The sequence below is a fragment of the Shewanella sp. MBTL60-112-B2 genome, assembly GCF_019655055.1.
Classification (GTDB): Bacteria; Pseudomonadota; Gammaproteobacteria; order Enterobacterales; family Shewanellaceae; genus Shewanella.
Window position 1 is genome coordinate 17,826 of record NZ_BPFA01000001.1, and the last position, 19,434, is coordinate 37,259.

Genomic DNA, 19,434 nt, shown 5'->3' on the forward strand with positions numbered 1-19,434 from the left:
ACCAGAGAACTTTAGTTTATGGTCTTATTGCTTGGCTGCTAACTCATAGCTGACATGTCATCGAGCGCTTAATATCGCCCTTGAAATTGCATCCGCTTAGGATATTGATCGTTGTCGCTGTTCATCGTTTTTGTCACACGGCGCATCATATCGTCTAATTGATCCAATTCATGACTGCTTAATGCTGATAGCATCTTCTGCTCTTGCCTATGTAGTTCGGGCATAACCTCTTCGACCAAGTCTTTACCTTTAGCTGACAGCACGACTAACTTGCTGCGCTTATCTTCATAGTTATCACAACGTTCAATTAATCCCGACTCTTGTAAGCGGACCAGCACTTTAGTCAATCCCCCTGAGCTAAATAGCAAACTTTGATACAGCTCTGTAGGCGAGAGTACGTGGGGGGCAGGTTGACGACGAAGGCAACTAAGTAAGTTGAAGTCAATGGGTTGCAATTGATAATGGCCAACGCACTCAGTGATAAGTTGGATAAAAATGTTATTTACCTGAGTCAGTCGCAATAAAGCTGGGTAGGAAGTTTTTGCACACTCAGGCCAGTTCGCCGCATTCTGTTGCAGCACTTCTTCCATACTCTTTTCCACTTGCGTTACCTCTCAAAATCAAGATTTTGCCGACAATATACCTTGCTGGAAAGCTAAAGGCTATCTAGTATCTTGCTGGAAAGAGTCTTGCTGGGAAGGTATTTTGTGCGAGTATGTTTTTTTGTATCGACAAGTCACTTTTCTAGCCGGTAAGAAATATGCAGCTTGAATGATGCCTTGTTAATTAACACTTATTAATCAGAGTATTAGTTCTTTGCTTGTCTTGAAGTGCTTCATTTGTCGAATGTGGGGGATTTAGCCACCGCCGTGACAGATGCATTCAGGTTGGCGGCTGTTTTCGCCAGCATGATATTTATCTGTTGGCTTAAAGAAAGTGATAAAAATAAGAGGAATGATATGAAAAACTTCAAAACGGGAGTTGTAGTTCTGCTGGCTGGGCTGACATTAACTGCTTGTGGTAGCGATGATTCAAATTCTGTACCAGATATAGATAATAGTGCGCCAGTTGCAGTGGCAGATACTGCAGCTGTTTTGGTTAATACCCCTATACATATTGATGTATTGGCTAACGATACTGATGCTGAAAATGATGCGTTGACGCTGTATGACTTTGTTATCACTCAAGGTGATGATGATGTGACCCAGTCTGGAAATAATATTGTCTTTACTGGTAAAAATGTTGGTACCAGCATTATTGAATACACAGTTGTCGACACTCATGGTGCTAAAGACACAAGTACACTGACCATTACAGTGCAAGCTCATGCGATGGAGTTCGTAGGATCGCAAACTTGTATCGGTTGTCATACCGATAAGCAAAGCTTTTTCGAAACTGGGCATAACTTTAAGCTTAACAAGGTGGTTGATGGTAAGGCGCCTGAGATGCCATTTACAAACTTAGAGGGCTCAGTTGAACTATTTAATAGTGTGGCTAACAGCACCAACAATAGCGCTAACCCAGGTGATTATGAATGGACTTGGAGTGACATAAGCTATGTGATTGGTGGCTACGATGCTTGGGCTAACTTCATCGACAAAGACGGCTATATTCTAACCGGCAAGCATGTTGCGGTATCGATGCCGCAAAACGGTGAAGCGATATCAGAAAAGCATATGCAAGGGTTTTCGTCAGGTCCGTTAACAACGCCTAAGGAATTTGATTGTGGTCTTTGTCACTCTACCGGATGGAAAGACTTCACGCCTGATTCAGATCTAAACCCCAACCGTCAAGACGGCATGAAAGGCTTTGGTGGCACTTTTGATCAAGCAGGGATCCAGTGTGAAGCTTGTCATGGTGCAGGTGGCCAGCATATTAAAACGCAATCTGCTGATGATATTGTACGCATCGCTGAAGGTCGCCTAGCGGCAGACCTACGCCAACCAGATATGGGTTATGGTTTAGCAATCACTTGCTCTGAGTGTCACACTAAGCAAACTAACCGTTTTTTCATTAACGACTTTGTGAGTGAGCACAATAGAGATTTTTGTGGTGATAATGTCACCTGTGAAGACACCATTGGTGGGCGTGCAATTAACTACTTTGACGGCGGTCGTTTTGCCGGAGATGCATTGCTAGGTTTAGATGCTAACACAGGTGAGCCAACAGGTAAGAAGCGTAATATGGCATGTCATCAATGTCACAACCCGCACGCCTCGATGAATAATATAAATGAGCCAGGCCATGAGGATGCACTCGTTACTAGTTGCACCAATTGTCACACTAATAAGACGTTTAGTGCAGATCTAGAGATGCATGCTGAAGTAGATTGTACGACTTGTCATATGCCATCGAGTAAACACCTTTTCCGTATTAACTTAGCATTCCCGTCTGATGACATCAGAAACTACTCTGTGGCGAATGAAGCTACCAATACCAAAGAGAAGCAATTTGTGCAGCCTTGGAATATTGCTAAAGACAGTTGCGGTAGCTGCCATAAAGACGATTACGATGCTCGCGCTGCTGCGATTGTAGATAAGATGCATCGCTAAACTAAATTTATACGGCTCTAATTCAGCCACATTAGCTCAAGCTTAATCGGGCAGTGTGGCTGACTAAGTAAGCTGGGGATAATTGGGTTATGAATAATTCAACTCTACCCTATGTGTTTGCGATATTCATACATTAATCACTTTACTTAATCTGCTCGATTTGGCCTTTGCTTACAGTTTTTTGTGGGGCAATGAGCGGCTTATTTATGTTGCTGAATTGCGGGAACAGCATTATTAATAGGGGCATATCCAGTTGTATTGATGAATTGCATCTGTATCGTGATCAATATTTATCACATCGTGAAAGTAGCAAGACACCTCAAGAGCGACTCAATAAAAGTGAATTAACAACAGGGAGGCGATTTGCATCGAAATCGTTTTCTATGACATTACGGGTTAATGAGTATTTATACTTATTGGTATTAGTAAGCCTGTAGCCTTAAAAGCAAAAAAGACAGCCTTAGCTGTCTTTTTTATTAATTCCATTGAGTAAGCGTTAGTTAAGTCCGTCAGACTTATATAGCGAGCAATTAAAACCCTTGTGACACTCTTTTGCAGTAGCGCTGTTCAAAGTTAAATGGTGTCATCTTCAAGGTGCGAATTGCATCCACCCAGCCAACGACCATAGGTACCAGTGTCCAGCTAAAGGCTAGGTACAGACTGCCCTTTAGGTGCTGACCTAAATAGAACTTATGTAGCCCCAGTCCACCGAGTAGGAAGCTAAACCATATCGCGAGCTTCTGGTTTTTGATGCGCATATCTGGGTCGACTCCAGCAAAGGATTCTAACCCTTGTGCGGCATGACATTGTGGGCAAGACACTGAATTAAAATCGATTTTATGGCTGCACTGTGGGCAATCTATGTTCTGCATTGCAAACTCCAATAGTCAATACTGCTGATACCTGGCTAATACCCCATTATGTGTACAAGTGTGCGCCGAAACATAGGTGTCTAGCTCACATAATTAAAATAAAAGCTCTAATTTTTAGCCCGGTTGAGTAGAGCTTAAGTATTCCGACGTTCGCTTCAGCTTTAATTCATCGCTGATTCAGAGCTGAGTACGATTTAGTCGAATCGAGTTAGGTTTTAGGCGGTTTAGCTATAAAAGGCTAAAAGTATATTCTGGAGGGGGATGAGCCGATAAGAGTGTCCAACTTCCTGTTTACGGGGGGGATCTTAAAACACAGTAATCGCAATTCAATCGTTCATTTGACTGATAATACCTTTTAATTTGTGACTTGGATCACTATAATCGAATCGCTCGCAACAAAATAATAACAAGGGTATCGATATGAATTATAAGCCTAATACCATGTATGCCGCTCTCTCGTTCTCATTATTGACATTAACAGCCTGTGGTGGTGGCGATAGTAGCGAGGCTGGCGATATGATTGATATCGATGCTCTGGCTCCTGTCATCAAGCTAAATGGTGAAAGCCCGATGTTAGTTGCTCACGGAGCTGAGTTTAGCGACCCAGGCGCTTCGGTTAGCGATAATGTGGATACTAACCTCGCTATCAGTGCCAGTGGCACTGTCGATACCAATACCGTTGGAAGTTACACCTTAACTTATAGTGCTAGTGATAGCGCTGGCAATTCAGCTCAAATATTTAGAGTCGTCAATGTAACAGACCAAACCTCACCAGAAATAGCGCTTATGGGGGAGGCTGAGCTCAGGCTTGAGCAAAATAGCACTTTTACTGAACCTGGAAGCATGGTGAGCGACAATGTCGATCAAGAGTTGGTTGCGGTAGTTTCTGGCAGTGTCGATCTGTCAACCGTCGGGAATTACACCTTAACTTATGATGCGAAGGATGCAGCGGGTAATGCTGCACAAAGTGTTCAGCGGACTATAATAGTGACCCCAATTACAGGCCAGCTTAGCGATATTTTAGTGTCGGGGTTGGCTTATACCACAGCAACGCAATCAGGGGTAACAGACAAGGAAGGCAATTTCCTTTACCAAGAGGGGGAGGATATTCAATTCTCGCTGGGTGACACACTTATTGGTGATGCTGCGACTGCAAAGAAGTCGTTATCGTTAATGGACTTATTACCTAATGCCACTTTGTACACCACTTATGGGCAATTAAAAAATCTCGATAAACTTCCTGAATATCACCCAGATGTTGTCAGTTTTTATCGTCTAAATAATACCTTAACTTTGTTACACAGTGTTGATGCAGACTCTAATCCAGACAACGGTATTGATATTCCTGCAGGTCTGCTGTCGATGTTCACCGGAGTTGAAGTTGATTTACAGCGGCATTTTTATTATTTGGCCGGTAAACGTAGGCGCTTTGGTGAGGGGGATAAACAGCTTAAACGTATTTTACAACCTGCTGCGGCTCAAGGTTTATTAGATAAAGGCGATATCGTTGGTCATGGTATTGCGCTAGATAGCTACTACCGTTTAAATAATATTTCCCATAATCTGCAGATCCAAACTGGCAGCAGAGTTGATATTGATGCCGATGGTAACATCGATGGAGTCAATGAGGAGTATTATAGTGAGCTAGGGGATAGGACTCGCTCAGTTGAAGATAATGATAATGATGGTGTTACCGACTATATCGCTAATTATGGTTTTGATAAGAGCGGACGCCGTGTGAGCTATAGTTTTGATAATAATGGTGATGGTGCAGTCGAGCGTCACGGCTATTACCTTTATGACACTAACGGTAATCAGATTATGTTTGAGTCAGATAGTGATGCAGATGGTGTTATCGATAGCCGCTTTACCGAAGAGTATGACGCTTTTGGTAATACAATAGGCTACAGTCATGATAGCGATGCTGATGGCCTTCAAGACTCCATTAGTGCTTATACCTATGATGTAAAAGGCAATCTGCTTAGCCAGAGTTATGATCAAGATGGCGATGGTCAAGTAGATGAAATATCCGACAGTACCTTTGATAGCAAAGGTAACAGATTAAGCAGCACAGATTATTCAGGGGATGATAGAACGAAGATAACATCCCATCATGAGTACAGCTATGATCAGCGTAATAACATGACTTCAAGCCGCGCTGATTGGGATGGTGATGGGCATGTTGATTCGAGTGAATCGACTACCTATGATTTAAACGATAATCAGCTTGTTTCTGAGCGAGATAATGATGGTGACGGCAGTATTGATTGGCGCTATCGCTACTCATATGATGAGTATGGTAATCAGAACTTCGCTAGTTTTGAAGAGGTGGGGGTTAATACCGGGCTTTATTATTACACTTTTGATGATAAAGCTAATCGCTTAAGCCATGATGGAGATGATGATGGTGATGGCACGATTGATTACCGTTATAGCAGCACTTTCGATACTGATGGTAATCGGTTAACAAGAGTGTATGACTTTGATAATGATGGCATGCCTGAAGAGGTCAATACATACACCTATAATCGCTTGGGCAATAGACTCACTGAATCTCGAGATGAGAATGGTGATGGCAGCACTGATGAAATTATCACTTACACATTAGCGCCTGCAAATTTTAGAGCGGTGATTAACGATATCTTTTAATCTGGTTGTAATAAACCAAGGTTCGCCAACAAAAAAGCCTATTAGCATGTTAGTTAATAGGCTTTTTGAATTTAGATACCGAAGCTAGTTGGCAAACTGCATAAGATGCTGTTTCACTTCATCTGACGCAAAGGCGTTGTCTACACTCATCTTGTAGATAGCGAAGTAATCAGCCTCGGTTAAGTTAAACTTCTCAGCCGATAGTTGCAGCTCTTTAGTCATGGTAGTGTCTGACACAGTACGGTTATCTGTGTTAATCGTAACTAATAAACCATCACGGTAAAAATCGCCAAATGGATGGCTCTCTAAGCTTTCAACTGCTTTGGTTTGCACATTGCTGCTAGGGCAAGTTTCTAGTGCAACAGCTTCAGCTCTAACTAAGTCGTAAGCCTGTTTATGACTATTGATATGAATGCCGTGTCCAATACGTTCGGCGCCTAAGAGTGATATTGCATCATACACATTTTGACCTACACCTTGCTCACCAGCATGAATGGTAATGCGGTAGCCTTTTTCAAGGGCGTACTTAGCGTAAGGAATATACTCATGGCAAAAGCCCGGCTCTTCACTCGCCGCTAAATCAAAAGCTACTACGCCGTTATCGAGGAACTTAGCGCCCGCATCGATAACATCATTGATATCATCTTTTGGTAGCACCTTAATAATCGATAATATGTAGTTACCTTTGATGTCGTACTGTGCTTCAGCTCTGCGCATGCCTTTGACGACACTGCCAATAATCTGCTCGAAGTTCAGCCCCATTTTGCGATGAAGCTGAGGCCCAAAGCGCACTTCCAAATACTTCACATTTTCTAGAGCAGCATCTTCAAATAGCTCAAATGAAATACGCTCAAGCGCCGCTTCTGTTTGCATCACTGAAACTGGCAGTGCAAAGCGGGTTAGGTATTCATCAAGGTTGGGGCAAGATTCGGGAGCCACCATTAAAGCTTTAATGTCATCAACATTATGGCTTGGAATTTCAACGCCTTGAATTTTGGCTAGGTCGATAACGGTTTGTGGACGAACGCTTCCGTCTAGGTGGCAGTGAAGATCGATTTTGGGTAGCTGTAGATAATTCATGAAGCTCTCCTTTATTAAGTGGTTATACCCATCTAAGTCCATTAGCGCCCACTTGCTGCACAGCAACAATGCACTAAACTTATTAAATTAGCATTACATAAAGTAAAGTCTTCATAATCAAGAGTTTAGGGCTCTTGGTAGAAACTCTCAAACCATATCATTGAGATTATACGAAGTGTTAACGGCCAATATTAGCACTCATTAAGCTAGTTGCGAAAGAGCCTAACAACAAATAAGACCAGAGGGTCATTGATTGCCCTAACACAAAATCTGGTTTAAGCACGTATTATCTAGGTATTTAGAGTGCATTCGATTACCCCTAGAGCAGTCTAGGCTGACTTTTGTGGTGATAAAAGCCGATTAGAAAAGTGATTGAAGCCAAAAGGTTAGGATTACAGCCTCTTGGCTCAATTTTGAAAGGTATAAGTTGGGGTTACAGGGCTCGGTGTTTTCCTAGCTAGACGTTACTTCGACTCGCTATGGTGGGCTTGCAGCTTATGAAACAAAACATCTTTTAAGTTAGCGCGCTGTACTTTGAGCTGGTGCATATGTTCGTCATCGGTAGGGCTACCGGCAATTTCTAGCTGGCGAATATCATAATCGAGCAGATGGTATTGCTTAGAAAGCTTGTCGAACTCTTGGTCGGTATAGTTCAAGTAAACAATGTCTTGTTTAAATTCTGGGAAGTCGAAAATAAGCGCATGATTTTCATTTAACATACTTGCTCCTTGAAATGCTGAACTAAAATGCCGTACTGAAATATTAAACAGAAACAATTTATTTTGGTTCTGAATTCACTATAGCAGCGCTATTGACTCGAAAGTGAGATCTCAGCAGCTATTAGTGATAGAACATTGCAAAATAAAGCTTATGCGTCTTTAGGCTTTGGTGGCAAATCACGAACATGCACATCCATTTGCGGAAAGGCAATTTCAATCTCGTGTTCTCTGAACAAGCGATCTATGTTTTTATTGATGATATGCACTGTTGATAGACGCAATTCAATCGCGGTGATATGCGCTCTTAATTCAAAGTCGAGACTACTAGCTCCAAAAGATAAGAACACCACAGAAGGTTGCGGTTCTGGTAGTACGAGTGGGTGCTCATCCGCGATTTGATACAGCAAGCTCTCCACCTTATCGATATCAGAACCATAAGCAACACCAATAGGGATCACGATTCTGGTAATGGGGCTAGTTAGCGACCAATTAATGAGCTTTTCTGTAATAAAGGTTTTATTTGGCACCACTATTTCTTTGTTGTCCCAATCTATAATGGTGGTGGCACGTGTTTGAATTTTGCTCACCGTTCCCGATAAATCATTAATCGTAACAATGTCCCCAATGCGGATAGGTCGTTCAAACAGTAAAATCAAACCGGAAATAAAGTTGGCGAAAATTTCTTGTAAGCCAAATCCTAAGCCTACACCGAATGCGGCAACTAACCATTGCAGTTTAGACCATTGAAAGCCTAATATGGAAAACGCTCCCATTAAGCCAGCCATTAAAATTACATAGCGTAATAGAGTGGTAACCGCATAGCCAGCGCCTGGCGCTAAGTCGAGACGACGCAGGATCAACAGTTCCAAAATACCTGGTAAGTTTCGTACACCAACAAAGGTTACGATTAATGTGACCACTGCATAAATCAATGATTGCAGAGTCACATCCACCAAGGTTACGCCGGTTTGAGTCATTTCATTTACTTGCCACACCACAATGGCGTCTAACCAACTGGTCATTTCTAAGGCGCTTGACCATAAGGTTAACACCGCAGCCACTAAGCCAATTAAGGACAAACCACGCAATAGTGTTAGTGACTGTTCACTAACTTGTTCACTATCTAAACTGCGCTCTTCTACATCAGGAATAGTTTCTCTTAATTCAGTAACTTCAGGTGATTCATCTGCTTGCTCTTGTTGTTGAGCAATGAGCTCTTCACGCCGCGCTAACAGGCGCTGATAGCTGAGCTGCCTGTGTTCTAGCTTTAGCCAGCGCTCTCCCATTTGATAGGTAAACAGCACTGCTAACACTACGTAAATGGTTAACTGTTGATAGATAAGTAGGATCCATGAAGCAATATAGAGCCCCATAACGGCCATAACGATAATAGTAATGAACGAACCGATAACAATGAAACGAAATAAGTAGAGGGAGAAGCCTCTATTAAGTGGAGAGGGTAAAGTTGAAGGTAGATGGTTTTCCTTCAGCAGTGAAATAAATACAGCCATCATTACTCCCATTAGTAATAGGAATAATACGCGTGATATTTCCGCTTCATGGATCCCCGAAACCAGTTCTGCTGCAAAAATACATAGCAGCAAAATGACAAATGGCCATAGAATCCGCTGACTTCCTTTATGCAGGTATGAACAAATTTGTTCTGGCCAGTTTAGATGTAGCGCGAGAACACCTTGTTTATAGCTTAAGGCGTGAATGAGTTCGACGACAAACAAGCCAGATGCACTGGCAAAGATCAGTGTACTGAGCTCATTTGAGGTCGTAACTGGCCAAAACCAATACAGTCCCCAAGCGGTTATTACATACCAAATCGGCAGAATAAGCGCGCGTAGGATGGCAAGTGAAAATAACAAAACAGTATTATGAAATCGATCTTTAAGTGGGTGACCAAATACTTTTTGAAGCTCATCTTTACGTCGAGCTGCATATCGATTCAGTCGAGAAGCGCTATAGATAAGAAGAATCGTGTACAAAGCAAATACAATTAACAGCGACAACGACTGTCCTTGTGGGAACTCATCTAACATATTTTTAAGTGGTGTCTTGGAGCCGAACCAGATCTCTGCATTGAAGTCTGTAAGGTGTTGCCATATGGGCACGTTACTGCGTGTCCATAGCTGTTGCTGCTTTAAAAAACTACGTGCTTTTTCCACTGTTTGAGCATATTGATCCTTGACCAACTTCAGCTGACTCAATGCTGAAATTAGCTTGTCATAATCTTTGGTTAATTGGTCTAATAGCTTATTTAATAACGAGGATAATCTGTCTGGGGCTTGTTTGTTTTTTTTACTTCTAGAAGTTGCATTTTGTTGCTCGGCATCATCTTTTAATTGCCCTATTTCGTATTTTCGAATATGGGCGTTGGCAATTTCATCGGGAATATATTGTGTGTCTACTTTGGAAGGTAACCGTTGTAACTGTGCTCGGATGGAAGCACCAAAAACCGTGCTATCGCGTAACCAAGCTAAGTTATCTTTTATCAAGCGTTGGTCATCCGCTAAGCTGCGTTGCTCAGACTCAACTTTTTGATACGTAATTCGCGTTTTATCTATCTCATCCAGTACCTTTTCTAATTCCAAGGTGTAAGCTTTGACTTGTTCTACTTGGTGTTGCTCCTCCGTATCTCCTTGCGCCTCCTCGCTAACCTGCCTTGCTTGTTCAATGAGTGTTTTAACTGAGGCCTGCTCGACTCGGGTTAATTTATCTTGTAATTCAATCAAAATTGGCGAGGCTAATTGAATTTTTCGGTTCAGTAATTGCTGCTCTAAAATCAATAATTCAGTGCGTTCATCTAAGCTTTGTATTTGAGCAGAGGTAACTTGTCGTTGAAGTTTTAGTGCGGTTAAGTGGGTTGATTCAAGCCACTGATCTAACTGACGGCCAGTATCACTTTTAATAATAGAGGCTTGCTCTATTTCTTTATCAGTTTGTGCGAGTGACTGGGGTAGTGTTGTTTTCTCATTAATCAGTCGCTTATTTTGATCGCTATTGGTTTGATATGTAGAACGCCACTCAGTTAGCGCAGCTTGCAGTGTTGCGATAGATTGAGAAAGGTCACTGTACTTATCTTTATGGCGAATATTAAAGATATCTAACTGCTCAACATCATTTATCTTTTTGAGTAAGCGCTCTCGTTGCACCGGAAACTGGCTAACAATGTTTAGGTATTTTTCTCGCGTGGCTGTTTGTTTTTCATAGCCATTAATTCGAGACAGCAAAGTTTCATATTGATTGATTAAGGTTTCATTTTTTGGGGATTCACTATTTAGTCGGGTTATTTCACTTTTAAAAAAAGCGGCGTCAGGTAGGTTCTGGCTGCTTGATGGTAAGGAGAATAGCGTTACCGATAAAAATAGGAGTAGCCACCATAGGCGCCTTGTCACTCTTAGTTTAGCTTCCTGCCTCATAGGCTTTCCCCACTTTCACGGTCTTATCCATAGCTATAAGTGTATACGGCTTGTTGGGAACTGCAGGTTCTATCGTTTAGGTTTGATTTGGTTAACAGCTCCTATACAGCCAAGTAAGTCATCAATACAGTTTTAACTTATTCGCCCGTTGTAGCATCGATAGGTAATTGAGCAGAAATATGGTTGTAGTGAGAAAATGCAACTGTGTGCGAATATGGCGCTTGTGCGCACTGTTGGTATTGCTTGCTTCTGTCGCGACGATGCTTATTTCTTCTTACCGAAAGCCTAGCTTTACAGTCAGGCCGTTAAGAATATCCAGGATTAGACAGGTTCACTGCTCATGTTCTGTTAGAATGCTGCGTATAATAATAACTATATGCAGTTGGAAATTATGAAAGAATTTATCATTATTGGTGCCGGTCAGTCAGGCTTGTCTATGGCGTATAACTTATCGCAGCATAATAAAGATTACCTTATTTTAGATGCTAATGAACATATAGGTGCAACTTGGCTAAAGCGTTGGGACTCTTTGAAGTTGTTCACCCCTACCGAGTACAACCACCTACCGGGCATGCAATTTCCTTTTCCAAAAGGTTACTACCCTAATAAATATGAAGTGGCGGATTACTTAAAATGTTATGCCGAGAAGTTTTCAATACCGATAGAATTTAATCAAAAGATTACCTCGGTAAAGAAAGTGAATGGCATCTTTGAGATCACCAGTGCGACCGCAAGTTATCAAGCCAAGCAGCTGATTATCGCTACCGGACCGTTTCATACCCCGTATACACCGCCTTGCCATGCGGACATCGCTAATGATGTAAACCAAATTCACAGTGAGAACTATAAAAGTCCGGAACAGTTGCAAGAGGGCGATTGTTTGGTGGTTGGCGCGGGCGATTCGGGCGTGCAAATTTTATCTGAAATTGCCGATACAGGGCGTAAAGTACACTTTTCTGGTACTGATAAAATCCCCGCTATTCCGCAGACCTTTTTAGGCAAAACTCTCTGGTGGTGGTTTACTAAGATTGGTTTCTTGTCGGTTAACCGTTACAGCAAAATTGGTCAGTGGTTGAGTAAGGGCGTGCAGCCAGTTATTGGCACCGATGTTAAGGCGTTACTCGCAAAAGATAATGTGATTCATATGGGCAGAACTCTGTCGGCAGATGAAAGCAGTATTAAGTTTCAAAAAGGTAGCGTCAGCAGCATTAAAAATATTGTTTGGGCGACGGGTTTTAAACCTAACTTCTTTTGGATTGAAGACATCTCTTTTGATGAAATGAACTACCCGAGTAATTATCGCGGGGTGAGTAAAGATATCGATGGCCTATTTTTTATTGGTTTGCCTTGGTTGTATACCCGCGGCTCAGCAACACTGGGTGGCGTCTGGAAAGATGCTAAATACTTGATAACGTATATTTTAGAAAACAATAAGTCGCAAAATACGCCATCGAACAAACCCGCCGTTAGTCCAGTTCTAGAGCCGGCAGCAGAACAATTAGCAAAACAAATTCCTTAACAAGTTGCAGGTTAAGTCGCCCTAAGCCGCTATTTTGAACGCTCCATTGCGCTAAATAGCGGAGGTTAAGAGGCACTACCTCGTGTTGATATTAGCCCGGTAACAGTCAGTTTTTTGAGGTATGAGATGACGCTAAGGAGTTTATTTCAATCATTGCTTTGAAGCGCTAAAGACAGAGTGCTCTTTGTTTACAGTCACTTGATGTGAAATCAGCTTCAATCCCTCGGCTAGTCTGTATTAGATGGGTTTTGCAGTAAAAAATATAATACCTATAGTTAATGGGTATCTAGTTTACTAAGCATCTTGTCTGTATCCATTTATCAACTTGGTTTTTTGATAAAAGCGGAGTCATTTATACAGACTATCGAATAATAAGCGGGGCGGTATATGGCATCTCAAAAAAGTAAGGCGGAGCTATTTCCCTTATTGCACCTACTTGATGATTTTAGCCACTACCAACTACAAGATGGCTTCATCCAAACATTAGCAGAAAAAGATTTACGTCTTCAGGCTCCGTCCTCTATTGGGCTAGATAAGTCATCAGTTATACCTTGTGTCAGTATTTATGATGACTCACAGCCTGAAAACACTACGGCTCTACAGCAATACTTCTGTGGCAAGAGTGCAGATGATAATGCCGCCATTCAGCAAATATTCAACACACTGAGTCCAGTAAGTCACTTATCGGAAAGCAAGCATCAAAGACATTATCGCCTGGTGGCTTTTTCTGAAGAAGAACAGCGAACACCAGTGGCATTCGTGACTTTTAATGTTGGATTAGTCGACTCTTGGTATGCAGATGACAATACTTGTAATGAGCGGCAAATCGGTGGCTGTTGTTATTTATTGTATGCTTATGTGGTGCCTGAGTGGCGTCACTTGGGAGTCGGTAGTTGCCTGTTTCATCTAATCTCAAATTTATTTTGGTCTCAGTTACAGTTTATTGATGCACAGGCAAAGTCCCATGACTTAACTATGGTGCCTTTAGTTTATGAGAGTGAGGCTGCAAAAGGAGCTGAAGGATTGCTGCATCAAGTCGCAATGAATATTAATCAGTATGAAGCTCTATCATTATCGAGTGATAGACCCCCCACTGGAGTTAAGCCTTGTATGACTAATATCTCGGTATCGTAAAGGCTATCTCGTAAAAACAGCCACATTTTTTGAAAGTGTGGCTTGTTTGCTTCCCTGTAATAACTGCGTAAGGGGGAGTGATCAACCAATAGAGTTATTGTCTATCTAGGCAATAACTTTTTTGGTTGTCGAAGGCTCAGCTGCCTTATTCTGGATCATAATCCAAAACAGGTGCTAACCAACGCTCAGTTTCTTCGATACTCATGCCTTTGCGCGCGGCGTAATCTTCGACTTGGTCGCGGCCAATATTGGTCACACCAAAGTAACGCGATTTTGGATGAGCAAAGTACCAACCTGAAACCGCAGCGGTTGGGAACATAGCGTAGCTTTCGGTGATATTAAGGCCGATAGTTTCATCTGGCTTAAGTAAGTCCCACAACAGGCCTTTTTCGGTGTGATCTGGGCAGGCGGGGTAGCCCGGTGCTGGACGTATGCCTTTGTACTTTTCACGAATTAGCGCTTCATTATCGAGTGCTTCATCGCTTGCATAACCCCAAAACTCTTTACGTACCCGTTCATGCATACGCTCGGCAAAGGCTTCGGCCAAACGGTCGGCTAAGCATTTGAGCATAATCGCGCTATAGTCATCATGGTCGGCTTCAAAACGGGCTACATGCTCGTCAATGCCATGACCAGCAGTTACCGCAAAGCCGCCCATGTAATCGGCAACACCGCTGTCTTTCGGCGCGACAAAGTCGGCTAAACAGAAGTTGTCGTTGCCGACACGTTCAATTTGCATCCGTAGGTGATGGGTTTTCAGTTCAAGCTCGCTACGGCTCTCATCGGTATACAGCTCAATATCGTCGTGGTTAACGGTATTGGCCGGGAACAGGCCAATAACTGCCTTGGCGGTAAGCCACTTTTCACTGATGATTTTGTCTAGCATGGCTTTGCCGTCACTAAAGAGCTTACGTGCCTCAACACCCACGACTTCATCTTCTAAAATACGTGGGAAGTGCCCATGTAACTCCCAGCTACGGAAGAATGGCGTCCAGTCTATGCGCTCGACTAAATCTTCAAGCGGGTAGTCATCAAATACTTGGCGGCCCAGTTGATTTGGCACAAACGGAGTGTAGTTTTCCCAGTCGTGCTGACAACGGTTTTCACGTGCCGCTTCAATCGAGGTAATCACTTTACGTTTTGTCTGTGATAGGCGTTTCTCACGCATCACATCGTATTCGGCGTAAGCTTCGTCAATTGTAGCTTGGCGAGTGTCGTTATTAATCAGTTTAGACACCATAGGAACTGCACGTGAGGCGTCGGCAATATAGATGGCACCTTCTGGCGAGTGCGGCGCAATCTTAACGGCAGTATGGATTTTCGAGCAGGTTGCACCACCGATAATTGATGGAATGGTTAAGCCCGCTTTATGGAAGCTCTTAACGTTATGCACCATTTCATCAAGACTTGGAGTGATCAGCCCTGACATACCAATAATGTCGACGTTTTCGGCGATGGCCACTTCGATGATTTTCTCAACCGGCACCATTACGCCTAAGTCGATGACTTCATAGCCGTTACACGCGAGTACGACGCCAACAATATTCTTACCGATATCGTGCACATCGCCTTTAACGGTAACCATTAAAATTTTACCGTTAGACTGACCTGCGACTTTCTCCAGCTCAATATAAGGGTTTAAGTAGGCCACGGCTTTTTTCATTACCCGAGCAGACTTGACCACTTGCGGCAGGAACATTTTGCCAGAGCCAAACAAGTCGCCCACTATGTTCATGCCGTCCATTAATGGGCCTTCAATGACATCTAGCGGACGTGTGGCTTGCTGGCGCGCCTCTTCGGTATCTTCATCGATAAAGTCGGTAATACCTTTGACCAGTGCATGGGCAAGGCGCTCATTTACTGGCTTACTGCGCCACTCTAAATCTTCTTTTTTGGCTACTTGGCTACCGTCACCGCGGAACTTTTCTGCGACTTCCAATAACAGTTCGGTGTTGTTGCTATCGGCTACTGTGCAAGGTAAGTTTTGCACAATGGCTTCAACGCGCTCTTTTAGCTCTGGGTCGATATCATCATAAATAGCCAGCTGACCGGCGTTAACAATACCCATGTCCATACCCGCTTGAATGGCGTGGTACAGGAACACCGCATGTATGGCTTCACGTACCGGATTATTACCACGGAACGAGAATGACACGTTTGATACGCCACCGGAGATCATTGCATGAGGCAAAGTGCGCTTGATTTCAGCGGTGGCTTCAATAAAGTCGACCGCGTAGTTGTCGTGCTCTTCAATACCAGTGGCGATAGCAAAGATATTTGGGTCGAAGATAATGTCTTCTGGCGGAAAGCCGACTTTATCGACGAGCACATTATAAGCGCGAGTACAGATCTCGACTTTACGTGCTTTAGTGTCAGCTTGGCCAACTTCATCAAAGGCCATCACAATAGCGGCTGCGCCATAGCGTTTAACTAAAGTGGCTTGCTCGATAAACTTTTCTTCGCCTTCTTTAAGGGAAATAGAGTTAACGATGCCTTTACCTTGAATGCACTTAAGCCCCGCTTCGATGACTTCCCATTTAGAGGAGTCGATCATAATTGGCACCCGTGAAATATCAGGCTCAGAGGCGATTAGGTTGAGGAATTTATGCATGGTTTCAGCGCCATCAAGCATGCCTTCATCCATGTTGATATCGATGATCTGCGCGCCGTTTTCCACTTGCTCGCGAGCAACTGATAAGGCTTCTTCATATTCGCCTGTTTTGATTAGGCGTAAAAACTTTGCTGAACCGGTAACATTGGTACGTTCACCCACGTTTAAAAATAGCGAGTTTTCATCAATGGTTAGCGGCTCAAGCCCTGATAGGCGGCAAGCTACAGGAATATCGGGTAATACGCGTGCAGGATGTTTGATAACGGCTTCACGAATAACGCGGATATGATCTGGCGTGGTACCACAACAACCGCCAATAATGTTTAAAAAGCCTTCCTCTGCCCATTCTGCAATCACCTCCGCCATTTGCTCGGGTGTTTCATCGTAACCACCAAACTCATTAGGTAGACCCGCATTCGGGTGCGCCGATACAAAGCATTCGGAGATTTTAGATAACTCTTCTACGTATGGGCGTAGCTCTTTTGGCCCCAAGGCACAGTTAAGGCCGATAGAAAGCGGCTTAACATGACGCAGTGAATTATAGAAAGCTTCGGTCGTTTGGCCGGTTAAGGTTCGGCCTGAGGCATCGGTAATGGTGCCAGAGATCATAATCGGTAGGCGGAAACCTTGAGTGTCATATACGGTTTCGATGGCAAACAAGGCGGCTTTGGCATTTAGGGTGTCGAAAATGGTTTCAACCATAATCAAATCTGCACCGCCAGCAACTAGCGCATTAATCGATTCAATATAAGCCTCGACTAGCTCATCAAAGCTGACGTTACGAAAGCCAGGGTCGTTAACATCAGGACTGATAGAACAAGTGCGGTTGGTCGGGCCTAAAACGCCGGCTACATAACACTGGCGCCCGGTTTCGGCTTCAACTTCGTTGGCGGCTTCGCGAGCAAGGCGTGCACCAGCAAGGTTAATTTCTGCCGAATGCGCCTGCATGTCGTAGTCAGCCATCGCAATGCGAGTGGCATTAAAGGTGTTGGTCTCGATGATGTCTGAGCCAGCTAATAGGTAGTCTTTATGGATCTGCTGGATGGCTTGAGGCTGGGTAAGCACCAACATATCGTTGTTGCCCTTAACATCGCAGTGCCAGTCCTTGAACTGCTCGCCACGAAAATCAGCTTCTTCAAACTTACGGTCTTGGATCATGGTGCCCATGGCACCATCTAGGATAAGGATCCCATCATCAAGCTTTTGGGTAAGGACTGCTAAAACCTTGTCGGCAGTGTCTGGAGTATGTGCTACCGCGCTAAAGGCATGTGTTGGGGTACAGGTTGCCATAGATAATTCCTACCAGTTCGCAAAAGATTATTTTTATATATTATTCTTGGTAAATCATGTCCGTTATTTTCATGTCAACACCTCCCGCTAATAGGAAGACTTTTTGTTTGGACATTTATACGTATAGACGTCCATAATACGTGAGGCGAGACAAAAAGTGCAAGTGTTAAAGCATGATACTTTTTCAGCATTAAAAGCCAATTAATTTTATGTAAGTGGCTGATAAATAATAGAGGTAAATGATAGGCATGCAAACCACAAGGGTGATCTTGCTTAGACATGGTGAATGCAAAGGTGGCAATATTTTGCGCGGCCAAATCGATGTGGCGCTGACAGAACAGGGAGAGCTGCAGATGCAAAGCGTGCTTAGAGGGCTAGAATGCTCCAGTTTTGTGCCTAATTTTGTATTGAGTTCGCCGCTTATTCGCTGCGCTAATATAGCAGAAGAATTTGCATTAACTCAGGGGCTCTCCTATTCGACAAATGCGGCCTTCAAAGAGCTGGATTTTGGCGATTGGGATGGGCAAACATTCGATGCATTATATCAGTCGCATGCCGAAGAACTTGATGCTTACTGGGCTAATCCTTGGGCTGTTGCGCCGCCAAATGGTGAGAGCATGCAAGCATTTGAGTCCCGTATCGATAAGGCATGGCAAGTAATGCTTGAAGCGTATAAAGGTCAGTGTGTGTTGCTGGTGACTCACGGCGGCGTGATGCGTCACTTAATAGCTAAAGCCCTAGGAGTAACGCAAGCCGTAGGCTTTTATAGCTCACTCAAATTACCTTATGCCGCAAAGGCTGAGATTGATGTATTGTACGATGAAAACGGCCAGCAGTTTTTAACTCTGCATTGGGGGGAAAGAAGGACCTAGGTTTAACAGAAGGTACTAGGTCCTAGGAAAAAGCAAAGACGTAAAAGCAAAGACGAGTAAAGCTAAGTCGGAAAATATTGGCTGTTGTAGGTCGGGCTTTAGCCCGTCACGCTTGTGCTTTTCCTAGTAGGGCGCAGCCCGTCCTCGCAGCGTAGCGTCCTAGGATCTAGGACCTTGTTTTAACGCAACGACGATGAAAGCAAAGACGGGTAAAGCTAAGTCGGAAAATATTGGCTGTTGTAGGTCGGGCTTTAGCCCGTCAAGTTCGTGATTTTCCTAGTAGGGCGCAGCCCGTCCTCGAAGCGAAGCGTCCTAGGAACTAGGACCTTGTTTTAAAGCAAGGCGATTTGCTAGATAAGAAAAAAGCTCAGCACTCAAATGCACTAAGGCGTGTTAAACTGCGGCGTTATCTTACTTTAGCGCTGCAGTCGGTATTGAATTTTGATGTTTAAAAGCAGTAATAAGTAAGAAGTAAGTAAGAAATAAGTTAGGTGCTTAACGGCATAAAGGGAACCGGAAGCTGACTTCAATGGCTAGCTGAGTCCGGACTGTACCCGCAACTGTAGGAAAGATAGCATTAGGCTATTTTTCAAGTCAGATACCTGCCTAACTGAATGTTGTTCGAACATGCCAACATGTATCGATATTTACAAGTGTAGCCATATGCACATTGACTCGAGCGGGCGACTCGGGGGAGACAATAAAATG

Annotated in this window: 11 protein-coding genes and 2 riboswitches; of the genes, 5 read left to right on the plus strand and 6 right to left on the minus strand. The window is 43.4% G+C overall.

Annotated features, from left to right (window positions below; translation table 11 throughout):
• Window positions 1-68 precede the first annotated feature (68 nt).
• Window positions 69-602: a MarR family winged helix-turn-helix transcriptional regulator gene (locus tag K5Q73_RS00070; RefSeq protein WP_220758751.1), complete on the minus strand. Its 534-nt coding sequence runs from the start codon at window positions 600-602 to the stop codon at window positions 69-71.
• 357 nt (window positions 603-959) lie between these two features.
• Between K5Q73_RS00070 and K5Q73_RS00075 the strand changes: the two genes are divergently transcribed.
• Window positions 960-2,552 carry an Ig-like domain-containing protein gene (locus K5Q73_RS00075; RefSeq protein WP_220758750.1) on the plus strand — a complete coding sequence of 531 codons (1,593 nt, stop codon included), beginning with the start codon at window positions 960-962 and terminating at the stop codon, window positions 2,550-2,552.
• A 530-nt stretch (window positions 2,553-3,082) separates the two neighbouring features.
• Here K5Q73_RS00075 and K5Q73_RS00080 read toward each other — a convergent pair.
• Window positions 3,083-3,424, minus strand: a complete 342-nt coding sequence (locus K5Q73_RS00080; RefSeq protein ID WP_220758749.1) for a TM2 domain-containing protein — start codon at window positions 3,422-3,424, stop codon at window positions 3,083-3,085.
• Window positions 3,425-3,844: 420 nt separating this feature from the next.
• Here K5Q73_RS00080 and K5Q73_RS00085 point away from each other — a divergent pair, with 420 nt between their 5' ends.
• Entirely contained in the window at window positions 3,845-6,073 is a 2,229-nt protein-coding gene (locus K5Q73_RS00085) for an immunoglobulin-like domain-containing protein (RefSeq protein ID WP_220758748.1), read from the plus strand.
• A gap of 84 nt (window positions 6,074-6,157) precedes the next feature.
• On the opposite strand, the gene add is transcribed toward K5Q73_RS00085, so the two are convergent.
• The 3 genes from add to K5Q73_RS00100 form a co-directional block, all read right to left on the minus strand.
• Entirely contained in the window at window positions 6,158-7,153 is a 996-nt protein-coding gene (gene add / locus K5Q73_RS00090) for an adenosine deaminase (RefSeq protein WP_220758747.1), read from the minus strand.
• Between the two features lie 94 nt (window positions 7,154-7,247).
• A riboswitch (purine riboswitch) is annotated at window positions 7,248-7,347 on the minus strand.
• 270 nt (window positions 7,348-7,617) lie between these two features.
• Window positions 7,618-7,872 carry a YdcH family protein gene (locus K5Q73_RS00095; RefSeq protein ID WP_220758746.1) on the minus strand — a complete coding sequence of 85 codons (255 nt, stop codon included), beginning with the start codon at window positions 7,870-7,872 and terminating at the stop codon, window positions 7,618-7,620.
• Window positions 7,873-8,021: 149 nt separating this feature from the next.
• Window positions 8,022-11,300, minus strand: a complete 3,279-nt coding sequence (locus K5Q73_RS00100) for a mechanosensitive ion channel domain-containing protein (RefSeq protein WP_259650663.1) — start codon at window positions 11,298-11,300, stop codon at window positions 8,022-8,024.
• A 391-nt stretch (window positions 11,301-11,691) separates the two neighbouring features.
• Between K5Q73_RS00100 and K5Q73_RS00105 the strand changes: the two genes are divergently transcribed.
• Both K5Q73_RS00105 and K5Q73_RS00110 read left to right on the plus strand, forming a co-directional pair.
• On the plus strand, window positions 11,692-12,819 hold the full coding sequence (locus tag K5Q73_RS00105; RefSeq protein ID WP_259650662.1) for an NAD(P)/FAD-dependent oxidoreductase: 1,128 nt from the start codon (window positions 11,692-11,694) through the stop codon (window positions 12,817-12,819).
• Window positions 12,820-13,206: 387 nt separating this feature from the next.
• Window positions 13,207-13,953: a hypothetical protein gene (locus tag K5Q73_RS00110; RefSeq protein ID WP_220758745.1), complete on the plus strand. Its 747-nt coding sequence runs from the start codon at window positions 13,207-13,209 to the stop codon at window positions 13,951-13,953.
• A 145-nt stretch (window positions 13,954-14,098) separates the two neighbouring features.
• Here the strand turns inward: K5Q73_RS00110 and metH are convergent, their stop codons facing one another.
• Complete coding sequence (gene metH, locus K5Q73_RS00115) at window positions 14,099-17,854, minus strand: methionine synthase (protein ID WP_220758744.1); 3,756 nt, start codon at window positions 17,852-17,854, stop codon at window positions 14,099-14,101.
• Between the two features lie 248 nt (window positions 17,855-18,102).
• Between metH and K5Q73_RS00120 the strand changes: the two genes are divergently transcribed.
• Entirely contained in the window at window positions 18,103-18,726 is a 624-nt protein-coding gene (locus K5Q73_RS00120; protein ID WP_220758743.1) for a histidine phosphatase family protein, read from the plus strand.
• A 472-nt stretch (window positions 18,727-19,198) separates the two neighbouring features.
• Window positions 19,199-19,351, plus strand: a riboswitch (cobalamin riboswitch).
• Window positions 19,352-19,434 lie beyond the last annotated feature (83 nt).

What these genes read in the sequence shown, in the direction of transcription:
- K5Q73_RS00075 (WP_220758750.1), top strand. Translation starts at nt 960, where the DNA reads ATGAAAAACTTCAAAACGGGAGTTGTAGTTCTGCTGGCTGGGCTGACA.
- K5Q73_RS00095 (WP_220758746.1), bottom strand. Translation starts at nt 7,872, where the DNA reads ATGTTAAATGAAAATCATGCGCTTATTTTCGACTTCCCAGAATTTAAA.
- add (WP_220758747.1), bottom strand. Translation starts at nt 7,153, where the DNA reads ATGAATTATCTACAGCTACCCAAAATCGATCTTCACTGCCACCTAGAC.
- metH (WP_220758744.1), bottom strand. Translation starts at nt 17,854, where the DNA reads ATGGCAACCTGTACCCCAACACATGCCTTTAGCGCGGTAGCACATACT.
- K5Q73_RS00085 (WP_220758748.1), top strand. Translation starts at nt 3,845, where the DNA reads ATGAATTATAAGCCTAATACCATGTATGCCGCTCTCTCGTTCTCATTA.
- K5Q73_RS00110 (WP_220758745.1), top strand. Translation starts at nt 13,207, where the DNA reads ATGGCATCTCAAAAAAGTAAGGCGGAGCTATTTCCCTTATTGCACCTA.
- K5Q73_RS00100 (WP_259650663.1), bottom strand. Translation starts at nt 11,300, where the DNA reads ATGAGGCAGGAAGCTAAACTAAGAGTGACAAGGCGCCTATGGTGGCTA.
- K5Q73_RS00105 (WP_259650662.1), top strand. Translation starts at nt 11,692, where the DNA reads ATGAAAGAATTTATCATTATTGGTGCCGGTCAGTCAGGCTTGTCTATG.
- K5Q73_RS00120 (WP_220758743.1), top strand. Translation starts at nt 18,103, where the DNA reads ATGCAAACCACAAGGGTGATCTTGCTTAGACATGGTGAATGCAAAGGT.
- K5Q73_RS00080 (WP_220758749.1), bottom strand. Translation starts at nt 3,424, where the DNA reads ATGCAGAACATAGATTGCCCACAGTGCAGCCATAAAATCGATTTTAAT.